This window comes from Nitratireductor aquimarinus (assembly GCF_017255295.1).
Taxonomy (GTDB): Bacteria; Pseudomonadota; Alphaproteobacteria; order Rhizobiales; family Rhizobiaceae; genus Nitratireductor; species Nitratireductor aquimarinus.
In genome coordinates this window covers 80,242-97,361 of sequence record NZ_JAFKDE010000010.1, presented here as the reverse complement: position 1 = coordinate 97,361, position 17,120 = coordinate 80,242, and the positions used below count along the sequence as shown (strand labels likewise).

The 17,120-nt window shown below is 62.8% G+C and carries 13 protein-coding genes and 1 tRNA gene; 9 read left to right on the top strand and 5 right to left on the bottom strand.

Annotated features, from left to right (window positions below; translation table 11 throughout):
• Positions 1-23: 23 nt before the first annotated feature.
• Together JYP46_RS17695 and JYP46_RS17690 are read right to left on the bottom strand one after the other, a co-directional pair.
• Positions 24-626 carry a TetR/AcrR family transcriptional regulator gene (locus JYP46_RS17695; protein ID WP_113155513.1) on the bottom strand — a complete coding sequence of 201 codons (603 nt, stop codon included), beginning with the start codon at positions 624-626 and terminating at the stop codon, positions 24-26.
• Between the two features lie 546 nt (positions 627-1,172).
• Positions 1,173-2,138 (bottom strand): DMT family transporter, encoded by a 966-nt coding sequence (locus JYP46_RS17690; RefSeq protein ID WP_222474229.1) that lies wholly within the window; start codon positions 2,136-2,138, stop codon positions 1,173-1,175.
• Between the two features lie 119 nt (positions 2,139-2,257).
• Here JYP46_RS17690 and JYP46_RS17685 point away from each other — a divergent pair, with 119 nt between their 5' ends.
• Positions 2,258-3,154, top strand: coding sequence for a LysR family transcriptional regulator (locus tag JYP46_RS17685; protein WP_206548852.1), 897 nt, complete (start codon positions 2,258-2,260; stop codon positions 3,152-3,154).
• A gap of 92 nt (positions 3,155-3,246) precedes the next feature.
• Complete coding sequence (gene recQ, locus JYP46_RS17680) at positions 3,247-5,049, top strand: DNA helicase RecQ (RefSeq protein WP_206548851.1); 1,803 nt, start codon at positions 3,247-3,249, stop codon at positions 5,047-5,049.
• A 47-nt stretch (positions 5,050-5,096) separates the two neighbouring features.
• Here recQ and hdhA read toward each other — a convergent pair whose 3' ends face one another.
• The 3 genes from hdhA to JYP46_RS17665 all read right to left on the bottom strand — a co-directional run bounded on the left by hdhA (position 5,097) and on the right by JYP46_RS17665 (position 6,911).
• Positions 5,097-5,864 carry a 7-alpha-hydroxysteroid dehydrogenase gene (hdhA, locus tag JYP46_RS17675; protein WP_206548850.1) on the bottom strand — a complete coding sequence of 256 codons (768 nt, stop codon included), beginning with the start codon at positions 5,862-5,864 and terminating at the stop codon, positions 5,097-5,099.
• Positions 5,865-5,981: 117 nt separating this feature from the next.
• Positions 5,982-6,557: a GNAT family N-acetyltransferase gene (locus JYP46_RS17670; RefSeq protein ID WP_206548849.1), complete on the bottom strand. Its 576-nt coding sequence runs from the start codon at positions 6,555-6,557 to the stop codon at positions 5,982-5,984.
• Between the two features lie 268 nt (positions 6,558-6,825).
• Positions 6,826-6,911: transfer RNA gene (locus JYP46_RS17665), tRNA-Leu, on the bottom strand.
• A gap of 218 nt (positions 6,912-7,129) precedes the next feature.
• Between JYP46_RS17665 and JYP46_RS17660 the strand changes: the two genes are divergently transcribed.
• The 7 genes from JYP46_RS17660 to JYP46_RS17630 all read left to right on the top strand — a co-directional run bounded on the left by JYP46_RS17660 (position 7,130) and on the right by JYP46_RS17630 (position 17,023).
• On the top strand, positions 7,130-7,882 hold the full coding sequence (locus JYP46_RS17660; protein ID WP_206548848.1) for a competence/damage-inducible protein A: 753 nt from the start codon (positions 7,130-7,132) through the stop codon (positions 7,880-7,882).
• A gap of 76 nt (positions 7,883-7,958) precedes the next feature.
• Positions 7,959-8,801 (top strand): universal stress protein, encoded by an 843-nt coding sequence (locus tag JYP46_RS17655; RefSeq protein WP_113156351.1) that lies wholly within the window; start codon positions 7,959-7,961, stop codon positions 8,799-8,801.
• Positions 8,802-8,947: 146 nt separating this feature from the next.
• Entirely contained in the window at positions 8,948-9,445 is a 498-nt protein-coding gene (gene gpt, locus JYP46_RS17650) for a xanthine phosphoribosyltransferase (protein WP_113155520.1), read from the top strand.
• A 54-nt stretch (positions 9,446-9,499) separates the two neighbouring features.
• Positions 9,500-10,201, top strand: coding sequence for a 5,6-dimethylbenzimidazole synthase (gene bluB, locus JYP46_RS17645; protein WP_206548847.1), 702 nt, complete (start codon positions 9,500-9,502; stop codon positions 10,199-10,201).
• Positions 10,202-10,463: 262 nt separating this feature from the next.
• Positions 10,464-10,931, top strand: coding sequence for an NUDIX hydrolase (locus tag JYP46_RS17640; protein ID WP_113156352.1), 468 nt, complete (start codon positions 10,464-10,466; stop codon positions 10,929-10,931).
• A gap of 114 nt (positions 10,932-11,045) precedes the next feature.
• On the top strand, positions 11,046-12,584 hold the full coding sequence (locus JYP46_RS17635; RefSeq protein WP_206548846.1) for an inorganic phosphate transporter: 1,539 nt from the start codon (positions 11,046-11,048) through the stop codon (positions 12,582-12,584).
• A gap of 683 nt (positions 12,585-13,267) precedes the next feature.
• On the top strand, positions 13,268-17,023 hold the full coding sequence (locus JYP46_RS17630; RefSeq protein ID WP_206548845.1) for a vitamin B12-dependent ribonucleotide reductase: 3,756 nt from the start codon (positions 13,268-13,270) through the stop codon (positions 17,021-17,023).
• Positions 17,024-17,120 lie beyond the last annotated feature (97 nt).

Here is a 17,120-nt window from a genome sequence, read left to right as displayed (position 1 = left end):
ACGGTCTCGCACTCGCCGAGCCCCTAACGCGCAATGGCGTCCCAGGCGGCAATGGCGCTGTCCACCACCCGCTCCAGCGCGGCGCATGAGGCCCCGTCGCGCGCCTGGATCGAAAGCCCGTGCAGGACCGTCACATAGAAAGCCGCAACCCGCGCCGGATCGGCGCTCTCGGGCACGTCGCCATCGCTGATCCCGCGCTCCACACGGCGGCGAAAACAGGCCTCGTTTTCACGGCGGTTTTCGGTCAGAAAGCGGCACACGGGGCTGTTTTCCGGTGCGCCGGCCAGCGCCGCCGTCACCACCATGCAGCCGCGGGGATTGTCAGGGGCGGTGTAGCAGCGGGCATTCACACGCAGCGCCCGTTCGATCGATCCGCGCGCCGTATCGCCTTTCTCCAGCGCCTCGCTCACCGGTGCGCTCTGTTCGCGCCCATACAGCTCGATCGCTTCACGAAACAGCGTTTCCTTGCAACCGAACGCCGCATAAAGGCTGGGCTTGTTGATGCCCATGGCCTGCGACAGCTCGTTCATCGAAGCGCCCTCATAGCCGCACGACCAGAACACCCGCATCGCCTGATGCAGTGCTTCGTTCCTGTCAAATGCTCTGGGCCTGCCGCGTCCCGCCATCTCGAATACCTTTTGTACCAAGCCGTAAATAATTACGTCCGCTCGATATCTCAAGGCATGAGTCTGTTTCGACAGCCCGGCGCCTTGCATCTCGTCGGCGCACGGGGCCGGATCATGACGCAGAAAACAGGCGCATTGCATGCAATCCCAGCGCTGAAGCGCAGGTGGTCATCTGCGCTTTCGAACAAGGCTCACAATTGCCTTTGCCAGCAGCATTGAAGAGAAAAACAGCACGAGCTGAGACGCGTTCATCCCGAGGACGTAATCATTTCCCGTAATCGTTGCTACAGCTGAAGTTATCACAATAAGCGCAACCAAAATGATGTCGTGCACAGATCGGACTCCGGGTTTTCATGAAGCGCACATGCCCCGACCGAAGCCTTTCCATCTACGTTCACGAAAGTGATTTCGTATAATTTATTAAATAAAAACAACACCATAAATGGATTTTGACCTCTGCTCCGCAGGATTGTCAATGATCCATCCGGGTTCCATCCGGTCCCCGCGCATTTCGCGTTGATGGCAAGGCGAGACCACCGCACGCCATCACCCCGCCTGCCCGGCGGCAGCTCGCCCCGCAGCGCCGGCGCCCCGCCGCAACAGGATCACAATGGCGGCAATCACCATCACGCTGCCCGGCAGCCAGTGCCAGCCGATCAGGCCGGGCCGGGTCACGAACAGAACCAGCATGGAAACGAATGGCACCAGATAGCTGTAGGCGGTCACCGCGCCCGGCGTCAGAACACCCGTGCCACGCTGCATGAGCCAGAAGGTCACGCCGCTCGAAAACACGCCCAGATAGGCAACCAGCAGGAAATCGCCGATCTGCATCCGCGTGAGCCCGTCAACCGGCTCCAGAACGAGCCCCGCCGCCGCAATCAGAACCCCGCCGCCGGCAAGGCTCCAGAAGGTGCGCGCCGCCGCATCGCTCGACAGCATGTTGCGCGCCATCCCCCATTTGGAAAGCACGGGATAAAGCGCAGACGCGATGCAGCCGACGAAGAACAGCGCCTCGTTCCAGCCGAACTGCAACTGCGCGAGATCGCCACCCGTCTGCGCCATGGCAAGCGCCAGCGCCCCGAACGCGCCAAGTGCGAGAATGGCCAGAAGCCCGCCTGCCCTCGGCTCCACGCCAAGCACGCGCCCCAGCCCGTAGGCGATGAGCGGCATGGTCACGAACAGCGCCGACATGGAAAGCGCCGTCACCCGGTGCGCAGCCCAGAACATGATGCCGAAGAACCCCGCCAGACAAAGCCCCATCACCGCATAGAGCAGAAGGGCTGAAAGCCCCGGCCGCCAGTCCTCGCGCGCCCGCACCATCGGAGCCATGGCCAGCGCCGCAATGGCAAAGCGCAGCGCCGTCAGAAGCAGCGGCGGAAGACCATCGGACAAAAGCCCCACCGCCGGAAAGGAAGCCCCCACGATCAGCGCCCATAAAAGCATGCCCAGATGGGCCTGCACCGCGCTCTTTTCCCCGTCAGCCCTGTCAGCCCTGTCAACCATGCCAGCCATCGGTGATCCGCCTTCCACATTTCCTGCAAGCCCTGAACATGAAACCAAAGCTAGTTCATTGCGAATCGATTGATAATGTGCGACTTCGCTCAATAACCATTCACTCAGAGCGTTGAATAATGGACCGTTTCACCGCCCTGAACGTGTTCCGCACGGTCGTTGAGCTGGGCAGTTTCGCCGGGGCAGCCCGGCGGCTTCGCCTTTCGCCCGCCGCCGTCAGCAAGAACATCCGCGAGCTCGAAGCGCATCTCGCCGTCCGCCTCATCAACCGCACCACGCGCCGCATGAGCCTGACAGAAGCGGGCGCGCTCTACCACAGGCGCATCGCCGGCATTCTCGATGATCTGGAAGACGCCGACGCCACGCTCGGGCCGCTTCAGCAGGAGCCGCGCGGCCTGCTGCGCGTCAGCGCTCCCATGGCCACCAGCCTCGTCGCCCTTTCCCCGGCAATCCCGCAGTTTCTGGAACGCTACCCGGAAATCACGCTCGACCTCAGGCTGGATGACCGCCGCGTCAACATCGTCGAAGACGGGTTCGACCTCGCCATACGCGGCAGCGACCGGCTGGAAAACTCCAGCCTGATTGCCAAAAAGCTGCTGGTTCTCGATCACGTCCTGTGCTGCGCGCCGGCCTATCTCGAGCGCGCCGGGCCGCTTGAAACGCCCGAAGACCTGCGCCGCCACGAATGCGTGCAGTTCAGCCTGTCCGGCCATGCCGACGAATGGACCTTTCACAGGGCGGGCCGCAGTGTCACCGTGCCGGTCAACGGGCGCTACAAGGTCACGTCCAGCCTCGCCGTACGCGATGCGCTGCTTTCGGGCTTTGGCGTCAGCATGACCCCGCGTCTCTATGTACGCGAGCATCTTGCCACCGGCGCGCTTGTCCCCCTTATCCCGGACTGGACGCCCATGGACACCACGCTTTACGCGATTTACCCCTCCGCCCGGCATGTGCAGGCCAAGGTGCGCGTCTTTCTGGATTTCCTCGTCGAAACGCTCAGTCCACAGGCGCATTGACGCGCACCGGGCCACAAGCCCGCCATCCTCTGCACCCGGCCCGCAAACCTGTTAAGAGGAAACAACCTTCCGATTCCCCTGACAGGCCTGCCGTGACCGCCGATCCCACGCATATCCTCAAGACCGTCTATGGATACGAGGCCTTTCGCGGCCGCCAGGCCGAGATCGTCGAACACGTCATTGCCGGCAACAATGCCTTCGTGCTCATGCCCACCGGCGGCGGCAAGTCGCTGTGCTACCAGATCCCCGCGCTCTGCCGGCCAGGCCTCGGCCTCATCATTTCGCCGCTCATCGCCCTCATGGCCGATCAGGTGGCGGCGCTGAAACAGGCTGGTGTCCGCGCAGCCGCGCTCAACTCCAACCTGCCGCTCGAAGCCCGTCAGGCCATCTGGCGCGCCATGGGCGACGGCTCGCTCGACATGCTCTATGTGTCGCCGGAAACCCTGCTGCGCCCCGCCGTGCTCGACCGGCTGAAGCAGGTAAACCTCTCGCTCATCGCCATTGACGAGGCACACTGTCTCTCGCAATGGGGACACGATTTCCGCCCCCATTACCGCCAGCTCGACGCGCTGGTCGAAGAGTTTCCCAACACGCCGCGCATGGCGCTGACCGCCACCGCCGACGCCCCCACCCGCGCCGAGATCATCGCGCATCTGGGCATTGATGAGCGCGACAGCTTCGTTGCCGGGTTCGACCGCCCGAACATCCGCTACGCCATCGAAGAAAAGGACAGCCCGCGCCGCCAGCTCGCGCGCTTTCTGGAAAAGCACAGGGATGAGAGCGGCATCGTCTATTGCCTCTCCAAGCGCAAGACCGACGAGACCGCCGAATGGCTCCGGTCGGAAGGCTACAACGCGCTTGCCTATCATGCTGGCATGGACCGCGAGGCGCGCGAGGCAAACCAGACCCGCTTCCAGCGCGAGGAAGCGGTGGTCATGGTCGCCACCATCGCCTTCGGTATGGGCATCGACAAGCCGGATGTGCGCTTTGTCGCGCATCTGGATCTGCCCGGCAGCATCGAGGCCTATTATCAGGAGACCGGCCGCGCCGGCCGCGACGGCCTGCCGTCGGAAGCCATGATGCTCTACGGTTTCGATGACATTGCGCTGCGCCGCCGTTTCATCGAGGAATCGGACGCATCCGACCAGCGCAAACGCATGGAGATGCAGAAGCTCGACGCGCTTCTCGGCCTTGCCGAAACCGCCCAGTGCCGCCGTCAGGTCCTGCTCAACTATTTCGGCGACCATTGCGAGCCCTGCGGCAATTGCGACACCTGCGCAAATCCGCCCGAACGTTTCGATGGCTCCATCGCAGTGCAGAAGGCGCTTTCCTGCATCTACCGCACGGGCGAGCGTTTTGGTCAGGCCTACATCGTCTCCGTGCTTCTGGGGGCCGAAGACGAGCGCATCGCCCGCTTTGGCCACGACCAGATTTCCACCTATGGCATCGGCAAGGAATACGATCAGCGCGTCTGGCGCTCGGTCCTGCGCCAGATGGTGGCGCACGGCCTCGTGGATGTGGATTTCAGCGGCCATGGCGGCCTGTCCATCTCCGAGCGCGGCGCACAGTTCCTGCGTGAAAAGCCCACGCTCATGCTGCGCGTTCCGCGCCCGGCGGCAAAGGGCAAGAGCCGGCGCTCTTCCGGCAGCGAGGCCGCCAGTGCGCTTGATCCCGAAGCCGCAGCCCTGTTCAAGGCGCTGCGCGAAAAGCGCATCGAGATCGCGCGCGAGCAGAACGTGCCGCCCTATGTCATCTTCCACGACCGCACGCTGATCGAGATGGCCTCCGCCCGCCCCGGTTCACGCCAGGCCATGGCCGGCATTTCCGGCATCGGCGAAGCCAAGCTCGACCGCTACGGCGAAGCCTTTCTGGATGTCATCGCAAATCACGACTGACAGAGCGGATCAATCCGGCGCGAAACCGTTGCGGGAAACAGGCCCGCTCAGTCGAGTTCCTGAACACCGCCACCGGAAACGGTCAAAATCTGCCCGCTGACCCAGCTTGCCGCAGGTGAGCTCAGAAACAGCGCGGCATTCGCCATGTCGACCGGCTCGCCCAGCCGGTTGATCGGCGTGTGCGCCAGCATCTTCTTCTCAATCTCGTCGTTGAGGACAGACTCCAGCGCTTCCGTGCGGGTTGCGCCGGGCGCGATGCCATTCACCCGAATGCCCCTTGGGCCGAGGTCGAAGGCGATGTTCCGGATCAGATGGTTCGTCGCGGCCTTGGACGCACCATAGGACGCCATGCGCCTGTTCTTGTTCTCGCCGGCCATGGAGGTGATGGCGAGAATGGATCCACCGCCCGCCTTCTCCATTTCAGGCGCGGCAAGCTGCGCCAGCCGAAACAGCGAGAAGACGTTGAGATCGAACGCCCGGCGGAAATCCGACATCGGCATGTCGAATGGCTTGGGACCGCCACCACCGGCATTTGAGACCAGAAGCGTCAGCTTTCCAAGCTGGTTCACCGTTTCGCTCACTGCGCGGGCAAGGTCATCTTCGCTGGTCACATCACAGGCGACACTCGCGGCCCTTGCCCCCGTCTTTCCGATGTCATCCGCAACCTGCCCGGCGCGCTCCGCATCAAGATCGGTCACCATCACCGAAGCGCCGGCGCCGGCAAATGCCTCGGCAATTGCGCGCCCTATCCCTGCGCCAGCGCCCGTAATCAGCGCGACCTGACCGTCCAGCCTGAAATTCTGCGGATCATACATTCAAAGCACTCCTTTTGAACAAACCACGCCAGAGAACCTGGCCCTAAGCATGGCATTGCCCGGTACAATCTCATCACTGAAGTCTGTCGGATCGGAGTTTCCATCGCCCCCGGCTCGTCAAAGCTCTTTCGTCAAAAGCACCCAGTTCTGAATTTCGGTCTGCCAGCCATCGCTGACACAGCGCCGCCGCGCCTTTTCGGCGTATCCCACGCGCTCATAGAGCCTCCGGGCTCCGTGATTGTCATCGGAGACGATCACGCTCATGCGGGAGATGCCGCGATCCGCCGCAATCTTCTCTGCAAGGGTGAGCAAATGGGTTCCAATTCCCCGCCCCTGCGTTTCGGGAAAGCAGGCCAGCACATTGACGTACCAGCTGTTCAGGGCGAGGTTTTCGAGTTCCTGAAGCGGGTGAAAGAGCGCCGGCAATTCCGCGCCGATTGGCTCGGGCGTCGGACCAATCGCATATCCCGTCAGGCTTGCGACCGCGCCCTCTCCAAAATCCACGACATAAATCTGGCCATCTCGCGCCTTTTCGGCCTGCCGCCTGCGCCCCACCTCCCAAGGGTCCTGATCCGGCGCTGCCATCGTTGACCAGATGTGAAGCGGAAGCCCCTCGCCGGCAAGGTTTACAAGCCGAGCGAGCGGCAGGGCATCTCCCGCCTCGGCAATACGGGTAAAACGCTCAAGCTCCATGAAACGCCTCCCCCTCAAAAACCACGCATAAGGGTTGAGAGCCAATATAGCACTGCCTTGGAAACCTGTCTGTAAGGGCGCTCACGGGCATACAGAAGGCGGTGTACCCTCTCGCGCCAGAAACCGATGTGGCAATCCTTCTTGGCCATGACAGGCATCGGGCGCGAATGCATCCCCGCCAGTGAAGACGGCAACCGCATTCTCGTCGGTAGAGAATCGCAAAGCTTCCCAAACGGAAAAGCTGCTGCTTGGTGTTGTTCAGAAACTCTGGTGCGGACGGCGGGAATCGAACCCGCAAGCCCCAGGGGCGGCAAATTTTAAGTCTGCTGCGTCTACCAGTTTCGCCACGTCCGCATCGCAACAACGACTAGCGGTAGAAATCCCGGCAATCAAGCGGGATACGCATGTTCTTCAGAAAATACGCATGTTCAACGCCTGCGAAACAGGCCACCGCTCCGCTCCGTCCGCCGCCAACCCGCCGCCCGCCACGTTCCACCGCCCGCCACGTTCCACCATTGCCCTCCCAGGGGCGCGGGTCTATCTCTCCACACATCAACAGGGATCACACTGAGATGAGCGAACTCGTAACGGCCGCAATGGTTGTCATCGGCGACGAAATTCTTTCCGGCCGCACCAAGGACAGGAATATCGGCCATCTGGCCGACATGCTCACGGCCGTGGGCATTGATCTGAAGGAAGTGCGCATCGTCTCCGACGACGAGGCGGCAATCGTCGAGGCGGTGAATGCGCTGCGCGCGCGCAACACCTATGTGTTCACCACTGGCGGCATCGGCCCCACGCATGACGACATCACCGCCGATTCCATCGCCCGCGCCTTCGCTCGCCCCTGCAACTATGACGACAGGGCCTATTCCCTGCTCGAAAAGCACTATGCCAGCCGCGACATCGAATTCTCGGACGCCCGCAAGCGCATGGCCCGCATGCCCGAGGGAGCCGAGCATATCGACAACCCCATTTCCATCGCCCCCGGCTTCCGCGTCGAAAACGTCTATGTGATGGCCGGCGTGCCGGCGATTTTCCAGGCGATGCTCGACAATGTGATCCCCACGCTCAAAACCGGCGCGAAACTCATCTCCGAAACCGTCCCCTCCAGCCTTCCCGAAGGCGCAATCGGCGGCCCGCTCGGCGAAATTCAGGCAGCCCATCCCGAAACCATCATCGGCTCCTATCCAAAGTATCAGGATGGTTCCTTCTGGACCGAAATTGTGGTTCGATCCCGTTCGAAAGCGGCGCTTAAGGAGGCGGTTGTGGCCATCCGGTCCATGCTCGAAGATATCCCGCCCAGGCAGGTCGCAAAGGGTTGATCTGGCGCAAAACGGTTTGGCCGCAGATGGGCTAGAAAAGAAAAAGCGCACTGCATCGCAGCTCAAGGAGGCTGACATGAGCTACAAGACCATTCTCGCAATTCTGCAAAGCGAGGCTGACGCCCCGCGTGTCCTCGATCTGGCGCTGCCGCTTGCAGCCCGCCACGACAGTCATGTGATCGGCCTGCACGCCGAAGCGCTTCCCATGGTCATGGCCTCGCCCATGGGCGGCCCCGTGGTCGATCTCAGCATCGACATGCAGGAAGAGACGACCCGCCGTCACAAGGTCATCCGCCACCTGTTCGACGAACGCGCCCGCGTTGAGGGCGTCGCCAGTGAGTGGCGCGGCTTCGACAGCGTGTCGGGCGATTCGGCCGTCTCCGGCATCGAAAGCGCGCGCAGCGCAGATCTGGTGATCGCCCAGCAGACAGACCCGGACGCAACCGCCAGCATGGACGCCAATATCGAGGCCCTGCTTTTCGAGACCGGACGCCCCGTCCTCCTCGTTCCCTATATCCGCAAGGCCCGCGAGGCCGAGTTCAAGAAGATCCTGCTCGCCTGGAACGGCAGCCGGCAAGCAGCGCGTGCAGCCTTCGACGCCCTGCCCTTCATGAAGGAAGCCGACAGCGTGGAAGTGTTCTGTATCGACCCGCAGGATACGCCCCGCCGTGACGCATCCATGGCCGGCACGGCCATCGCCGCAGCCCTTGCACGCCACGGCATCGACGTCACGGTCAAGGTGGAGCAGTCGGGCGGCGTCTCCCATGGCGAGGTGCTCGACAATCGCATTTCCGACACCGGCGCGGATCTTCTCGTCATGGGCGCGTTCGGTCGCTCGCGCCTGCGTGAATTCGTGTTCGGCGGAGCCACGCGCACCATCCTGCAAAGCATGACGGTGCCCACCTTCCTCGCCCACTGAGGCGGGCCACGCCCACAGCCCGCATCCAAACTGTTGGGAAAATGCGGGATGAACCGGATGCCGGGCTTGCGCTCGGCATCCCTTTCCGGCTAATTCACCGCGCATTCCAATCAGCAGCCGCGATGCGCCCATGGAGTGCGAAGCCGATGTCTCTTCCTGAAAAAGCCTTTCCCGTTTCCTGGGATCAGTTCCACCGTGACGCGCGCGCGCTCGCCTGGCGTCTGTCCGGCGTCAACGGCGAATGGAAAGCCATCGTCTGCATCACGCGCGGCGGCCTCGTGCCCGCAGCCGTCATTTCGCGCGAACTCGGCATCCGCCTCATCGAAACCGTGTGCGTTGCCTCCTATCACGACTACACGTCGCAGGGCGAACTGCGGGTGCTCAAGGAAATCAATCCCGAGCTCCTCAAGGATGAAGGCGAGAACGTCCTCATCGTCGACGACCTGACCGACACCGGCAAGACGGCAGCCATCGTGCGCGCCATGATGCCCAAGGCACATTTCGCCACCGTCTATGCAAAGCCCAAGGGCCGTCCGCTTGTCGACACCTTCGTCACGGAAGTCTCGCAGGACACCTGGATCTACTTCCCCTGGGACATGGGCTTCTCCTACCAGAAGCCCATCGCCGAAGGTCAGCCCGACTGATCGCAACGCGCCGCGCGCCCCCTTCCCGGCCGCAGCACGCCCAGGAGCAACTTCATGTCGCGCAGCGACGACAGGCCCGAACCGACGGACGGTCTCACGTCCGGCGCGCCCTTTGACGTTGCCGGGCGTGACGCCGTCTATCGGGCGATCGCCACCCGCCGCGACGTGCGCGGCGAGTTTCTGCCCGACCCGATAGACGAGGCCGCGCTCGCCCGCATTCTGGACGCCGCCCATCGCGCACCCTCGGTCGGCCTGTCGCAGCCCTGGGACTTCATTCTCATCCGCAGGCCGGAGACCCGCCAGCGGATCGCCGACATCTTCGCCGATGCCAACGCGCAGGCCGCAGAGCGCTTTCCTGCCGGGAAGCGGGATCAGTACCGCGCCCTGAAACTCGCCGGCATCACCTCGGCTCCCCTCAATATCTGCATCACCAGCGACCGCGAGCGTGGCGGGCCGGTCATTCTGGGCGCAACCCACATGGCCGACACCGACCTGTTCAGCACGGTCTGCGCCATCCAGAACCTGTGGCTTGCCGCCCGCGCCGAAGGCATTGGCGTCGGCTGGGTCAGCATCCTGCATGAAGACCGCGTCAAGGCGGTGCTCGGCATCCCCGAGCGCCTGCGCCTCGTCGGCTATCTGTGTGTCGGCCACGTCAAGGGCTTCTTCGACAGTCCCGAGCTTGAAAAGCGGGGCTGGAAGCGCCGTTCGCCACTCGCCTCCCATATCCATGAAGAAGGCTGGCGCGAAGAAGACTGAAGCGTGCAACGCTCGCCTTCATATCCGACAAGCGACGCATGATCATTGCGCCAACCTCTTGATTCTCTGCGTAAATTGATTATGTCTGCGATCAGGCTTTCCGCGCGCCCTGATTCGAGTCCGAAAGCTTGAGTGGCAATTGTTCCGCCACCCGGCGCGCAAATAAGCGTAGAAACAGTAACTTACAGGAAAAACATGAATCTGGGCGCGATGTGCCCGGTTGAGGAGAAGTACGATTTTCACGCACGGCACACGTTTGCGGCTGACCGAAACGGTTCGGCGTCTGTTCGGTGGCAATCCCCGCCGCGTTCAGGCAGCAGCGCTGCCGTGGCGCAACGCGGCGAACGGCAGTGGCATCGAGATCATGCTCGTGACCAGCCGGGGAACCGGTCGCTGGGTGCTGCCCAAGGGCTGGCCCGAAGGGCTCGAAACCCTCGCCATGGCCGCACAGCGCGAAGCGCGTGAAGAGGCCGGCGTGCGCGGCAGGCCCGCAGCCGGCGAAATCGGCCGTTTCTACTACCACAAGGAAGACGGCACCGGGGTCGAGTGGCCCTGCGAGGTTGCGGTCGTCCCGCTGGAAGTGACCGAGGAGCGCGCCAAGTGGCCGGAGCGCAAGCAGCGCACCCGCCAGTGGTTCTCGCCCCAGGAGGCGGCAGCCGCCGTGAAGGAGCGCGATCTCGGTGAGCTTCTGATCGCATTCAGCCACAATCCACGAGAAATCGCCGCCTGATCGGTCTTTTTTGCCGTCGGCGCTTGCCGCGCGCGGGTTTGTTTCCTAACCCGGTGCGGAGTTTTTTCCGCACACTTTCACCATCGTAAAGCCAGGGCACGAGATGGATATCGCATGAGCGAAACCAGCAATCCACGCAAACAGACGCTCGACAAGGATCTAGACAAGCTCGTCTATGTCGAGGAAGCCACCACCACCGTGGCGCGCGGCCTGGTTGCTCCCGGTCTTGCCCTGTTGTTCCTAGCGCTCACCGCCATCTTCGCCGCCACCTACACGTTCGGCGAGCCGCGCGCGGTGATCATCGTCGCCGCCGCCGCCATCGGCGCCTATATGGCGCTCAACATCGGCGCGAATGACGTGGCCAACAATGTCGGCCCGGCTGTCGGCGCAAAGGCCATGACGCTCGGTGGTGCGCTCCTGATCGCAGCCGTCTTTGAAAGCGCCGGCGCGCTGATCGCCGGTGGCGATGTGGTTTCCACCATTTCCAAGGGCATCATCGATCCCGCCGCCGTGGGAACGCCCGAGGCCTTCGTGCGCGCCATGATGGCCGCGCTCATCTCCTCCGCCCTCTGGATCAACCTGGCGACCTGGATCGGCGCCCCCGTCTCCACCACCCACTCGGTCGTCGGTGGTGTCATGGGTGCGGGTATAGCGGCTGCCGGCTTCTCCTCCGTGGACTGGGCCACCATGTCGCAGATCGCGGCAAGCTGGGTCATTTCGCCGGTTGTCGGCGGTGTCATCGCCGCCCTCTTCCTGGCCTTCATCAAGACCGCCATCATCTATCAGGATGACAAGATCGCCGCCGCGCGCCGCTGGCTGCCGCTGCTGATCGCCATCATGGCCGGCACATTCTCCGCCTATCTCACCCTCAAGGGTCTGAAAAAGGTTTTCCCGGTCACCGGCGGGGGCGCAGCCATCATCGGTCTCGCCTTCTTCGCAGTCACCTGGTTCCTCGCCCATCTCTTCGTGCATGCGCAGTCGGAAGGGCTCGAAAACCGCAATCAGTCGCTGCGCAGCCTGTTCAAGGTGCCGCTGGTCATTTCGGCCGCCCTCCTCTCTTTTGCCCATGGTGCAAATGACGTGGCGAACGCCGTCGGCCCGCTGGCCGCCATCGTCTTCACCGTGCATGAGAGCACCGTCAACACGACCGTCGCCATCCCGCTCTGGGTCATGGTCATCGGCGCGGCCGGCATTTCCATCGGCCTCGTGCTGTTCGGCCCCAAGCTCATCCGCATGGTCGGCGAGCAGATCACCAAGCTCAACCCGATGCGCGCCTTCTGCGTTGCGCTTTCGGCAGCCATCACCGTCATCATCGCCTCCGGTTTCGGCCTTCCCATCAGCTCGACCCACACCGCCGTCGGCGCCATTTTCGGCGTCGGCTTCTTCCGCGAGTGGTACACCGCCCATTCCAAGCGCCGCCGCGCCTATCTGGAGCGCAAGGGCGTGCGCCTCAAGGCAGACAATGGCATCCAGTCGAGCGACGATGACGATCTCGAAGTCGAACAGCAAAAGACCTCGCGCGAGGAAGTCGCCCGTCGCAAACTGGTGCGCCGCGCCCATGTGCGCACCATCGTTGCCGCATGGGTCACCACGGTTCCCGCCGCCGCCATCCTTTCAGCCGTCATCTTTCTGGTGCTCGACCTGATCGCCTGACCCGGAAACTGCACAGGCCCTCATCGATCAAAGCGCACAGCCCCTCCGGCCTGTGCGCTTTTTTCTGCACGCCCCTCCTCCCGAGACGCCGGGAAAGATGGGTTTTGCAAACCGCAACAGCTGGCGTGCGACTTCCCCATAATTCACACACCCCACACACTACATGTAGTGATTGCCCGTCATAATCCGCCGACTTCTTGACGCCACGGTACGAGTCGCATTTTATGGTCCGGCACTCGCGTTCGTACGGTGCGGTTGGTCGGCGCAAAGCCGGTCGATTTTCCAATTCGTTTGAGTTTCCAGCATCTGCCCGGACATCTGTTTCGGGCGGAACGGCATCGTTTGCGCCGTGGAAAAAGCAGGCGGGGGCGTCGGCTGCCGTGAGGCATCAAGAATCTGTTAACACTATATTTAGTGATTTCGGAAATCCTGCGCACCATATAATGTATCAGTTCTGTGACATTGACGTCGCAGTCGCATCAGGTTGGGGGCGGTTTCGCACCTGCGAAACAAGACCTAGCGGTTTCCGGATTCCGGGCCGCATAAAGGAACCAACCTTCGGTATCTAGGAGTCGCGCGCTTCAAGCGCCCGGCATGGCGGACACGGTGTCCGCGCAGTGAAGATGTGATGAGCCATTCGCTGCGCAAGACGCTATATTTGGATTAGGGGCAAAGAGGACAAAATGCGCATCGAACGCCGGTTCACAAAGCAAGGCCAAAGCCCATATGCGGAAATCGCGTTCCGCAAGGCCACGAGCGAAATCAAGAACCCGGACGGCTCCATCGTCTTCCGGCTGGAGAACATCGACGTTCCGGCGCAGTTCTCCCAGGTCGCCAGCGACATTCTCGCGCAGAAATATTTTCGCAAGGCCGGCGTGCCCGCGCACCTGAAGAAGGTCGAGGAGAATGATGTCCCCTCCTTCCTGTGGCGTTCGGTTGCCGATGAAGAAGCGCTGAAGGATCTGCCCGAAGACGAGCGCTATGGCTCCGAGACCAGCGCCGCGCAGGTCTTCAACCGTCTCGCCGGCACCTGGACCTACTGGGGCTGGAAGGGCGGCTATTTCGATGGCGAGGAAGACGCCCGGACCTTCATGGACGAGCTGTGCTACATGCTCGCCACCCAGCGCGTTGCCCCCAATTCGCCGCAGTGGTTCAACACCGGCCTGCACTGGGCCTATGGCATCGACGGCCCCGGCCAGGGCCACTATTACGTCGACCCGTTCACCGGCAAGCTGACCAAGTCCAAATCGTCCTATGAGCACCCACAGCCCCATGCGTGCTTCATCCAGTCGGTCGGCGACGATCTGGTCAATGAAGGCGGCATCATGGACCTGTGGGTCCGCGAGGCGCGCCTGTTCAAATACGGTTCCGGCACCGGCTCCAACTTCTCCCATCTGCGCGGCGAAGGCGAAAAGCTCTCCGGCGGCGGCAAGTCTTCGGGCCTCATGTCCTTCCTGAAGATCGGCGACCGCGCTGCCGGCGCCATCAAGTCGGGCGGCACCACCCGCCGCGCGGCCAAGATGGTCGTTGTCGATGCGGACCATCCCGATATCGAGGCTTACATCGACTGGAAGGTGAAGGAGGAGCAGAAAGTCGCCGCCCTCGTCACCGGTTCCAAGATCGCCAAGAAGCACCTCGAAGCCATCATGAAGGCCTGCATCAACTGCGAGGCCGACAATGATGAATGCTTCGACCCGTCCCAGAACCCGGCGCTCAAGCGCGAGATCCGTGCTGCAAAGCGCAATGCCGTGCCTGAGAACTACATCAAGCGCGTCATCCAGTTTGCCCGCCAGGGCTACACCGACATCCAGTTCAAGACCTACGACACGGACTGGGATTCGGAAGCCTACCTCACCGTTTCGGGCCAGAACTCGAACAACTCCGTTTCGCTCAAGGACGACTTCCTGCGCGCCGTAGAGACCGACGGCACCTGGGATCTGATCAACCGCATTGACGGCAAGGTCGCAAAGACCCTCAAGGCGCGCGACCTGTGGGACAAGATCGGTTACGCCGCATGGGCGTCCGCCGATCCGGGCCTGCACTACAATACCACCATGAACGACTGGCACACCTCGCCGGCAGCGGGCCCGATCCGCGCCTCGAACCCGTGCTCGGAATACATGTTCCTGGACGACACGGCCTGTAACCTCGCCTCGATGAACCTCCTGCAGTACCGCAATCAGGACGGCACCATCGACATCGCGGCCTACGAGCACACGGTGCGCCTGTGGACCATGGTGCTGGAAATCTCCGTGATGATGGCCCAGTTCCCGTCCAAGGAGATCGCAAAGCTCTCTTACGAGTACCGCACGCTGGGTCTCGGCTACGCCAATATTGGCGGTCTGCTGATGACCTCGGGCATCCCCTATGATTCAGCGGAAGGCCGCGCCATTGGCGGCGCGCTGACGGCGATCATGACCGGTGTCGCTTACGCAACCTCGGCAGAGATGGCCGGCGAGCTCGGCGCGTTCCCCGATTATGAGCGCAATGCCGAGAACATGCTGCGCGTCATCCGCAACCACCGCCGCGCCGCCCATGGCCAGAGCGACGGTTATGAGGGCCTGTCGGTCAATCCGGTGCCGCTCAAGGCGGACGAGTGCCCGCATGCCGATCTGATCGAGCATGCCCGCGCCGCCTGGGACCGCGCGCTTGAGCTGGGCGAAAAGCACGGCTACCGCAATGCGCAGGCCACCGTCATCGCGCCCACCGGCACGATCGGCCTCGTCATGGACTGCGACACGACCGGCATCGAGCCCGACTTCGCACTGGTGAAGTTCAAGAAGCTGGCCGGCGGCGGCTACTTCAAGATCATCAACCGCGCCGTGCCGGAAGCCCTGCGCACGCTCGGCTATTCCGAAGCCCAGATCGCCGAGATCGAGGCCTATGCGGTCGGTCATGGCAATTTCGATCAGGCTCCGGCCATCAACCCGACCAGCCTCAAGGGCAAGGGTTTCGACGACGAGAAGATCGTCGCCGTCAACGGTGCGCTCAAATCGGCCTTCGACATCAAGTTCGCCTTCAACAAGTGGACGCTCGGCGAGGATTTCTGCAAGGAAACGCTAGGCCTCACCGACGAGCAGCTCGACGATTTCTCCTTCGACATGCTGGCCGCCCTCGGCTTCACCAAGAAGGAAATCGAGGCCGCCAACATCCACATTTGCGGCGCCATGACGCTTGAAGGCGCACCGCATCTGAAGGAAGAGCACCTGCCCGTCTTCGATTGCGCCAATCCGTGCGGCAAGGTCGGCAAGCGCTACCTTTCGGTCGAAAGCCACATCCGCATGATGGCTGCCGCGCAGCCCTTCATCTCGGGCGCCATCTCCAAGACCATCAACATGCCCAACGAGGCGACGGTCGAGGACTGCAAGGCGGCCTACCTCCTCTCCTGGAAGCTGGCGCTCAAGGCCAACGCGCTCTACCGCGATGGTTCCAAGCTCTCGCAGCCGCTGAACTCCGCGCTCCTGTCCGACGATGAGGACGATGCCGACGATCTGGCCGAAGAGCTGGTCGCCGCACCGGCTGCCGCGCAGGCCGCCGTCGTCTCCGAGAAGATCGTCGAACGCATCGTGGAAAAGGTTGTCCGCGACGAGCGCGAGAAGCTCCCCAACCGCCGCAAGGGCTACACCCAGAAAGCGGTGATCGGTGGCCACAAGGTCTATCTGCGCACCGGCGAGTTCGACGATGGCCGCCTCGGCGAGATCTTCATCGACATGCACAAGGAAGGCGCTGCTTTCCGTGCGATGATGAACAACTTCGCCATCGCCATCTCGCTTGGCCTGCAATACGGCGTGCCGCTCGAGGAATATGTGGAGGCCTTCACCTTCACCAAATTCGAGCCGGCCGGCATGGTCATCGGCAATGATGCGATCAAGAACGCCACGTCGATCCTCGACTATGTGTTCCGCGAGTTGGCCGTGTCCTATCTCGGTCGTTCGGATCTCGCCCATGTGGACACGTCCGACTTCACCAACACCGCGCTCGGCCGCGGCATCAATGAAGGCAAGGCGATCCCCTTCTCCAAGGGCCTGACCCGCGGCGCGACCCCGTTCAAGCTGGTTTCCGGCAAAAGCGGTGAGCCCAAGGGCGAAGCCGGCGGTCCGTCCGTCCGCGCCATCGCTTCGGGTGCAACCGTCCACGCGCTGAAGCCTGCCGTTTCGGAACTGCAGGAAGAAGCCACCGCCTTCCGCCGCGACTATGAGGAGCGTGCGAAGGAGCTGGCAGAGGAAGCCGCGCAGGAAGGCGAAACCGACGCCCTCTTCACCGAGGCGGCCGCTCAGGAAGCCGCCGAAGCGAAGAAGGTCGAGAGCCACCGCCGCCAGCAGGCGATCATGCAGGGCTATACGGGCAATATGTGCTCGGAGTGCCAGAACTTCACCATGGTGCGCAACGGCACCTGCGAGAAGTGCGACACCTGCGGCGCAACGAGCGGCTGTAGCTGAGGCAAGGGCTGCAAGAGGAGGGCAACATGGTCTGTCCTCCTGCACCCTGAAATGTCCGCAATGGCAGTTTGGTAATTTGCCGGTGCCATGCGACGAC

Excerpts from the sequence above, each read along its gene's own strand:
- JYP46_RS17695 (WP_113155513.1), bottom strand. The coding sequence starts at position 626 with ATGGCGGGACGCGGCAGGCCCAGAGCATTTGACAGGAACGAAGCACTG.
- JYP46_RS17690 (WP_222474229.1), bottom strand. The coding sequence starts at position 2,138 with ATGGCTGGCATGGTTGACAGGGCTGACAGGGCTGACGGGGAAAAGAGC.
- JYP46_RS17685 (WP_206548852.1), top strand. The coding sequence starts at position 2,258 with ATGGACCGTTTCACCGCCCTGAACGTGTTCCGCACGGTCGTTGAGCTG.
- hdhA (WP_206548850.1), bottom strand. The coding sequence starts at position 5,864 with ATGTATGATCCGCAGAATTTCAGGCTGGACGGTCAGGTCGCGCTGATT.
- JYP46_RS17670 (WP_206548849.1), bottom strand. The coding sequence starts at position 6,557 with ATGGAGCTTGAGCGTTTTACCCGTATTGCCGAGGCGGGAGATGCCCTG.
- JYP46_RS17660 (WP_206548848.1), top strand. The coding sequence starts at position 7,130 with ATGAGCGAACTCGTAACGGCCGCAATGGTTGTCATCGGCGACGAAATT.
- JYP46_RS17655 (WP_113156351.1), top strand. The coding sequence starts at position 7,959 with ATGAGCTACAAGACCATTCTCGCAATTCTGCAAAGCGAGGCTGACGCC.
- gpt (WP_113155520.1), top strand. The coding sequence starts at position 8,948 with ATGTCTCTTCCTGAAAAAGCCTTTCCCGTTTCCTGGGATCAGTTCCAC.
- bluB (WP_206548847.1), top strand. The coding sequence starts at position 9,500 with ATGTCGCGCAGCGACGACAGGCCCGAACCGACGGACGGTCTCACGTCC.
- JYP46_RS17635 (WP_206548846.1), top strand. The coding sequence starts at position 11,046 with ATGAGCGAAACCAGCAATCCACGCAAACAGACGCTCGACAAGGATCTA.
- JYP46_RS17630 (WP_206548845.1), top strand. The coding sequence starts at position 13,268 with ATGCGCATCGAACGCCGGTTCACAAAGCAAGGCCAAAGCCCATATGCG.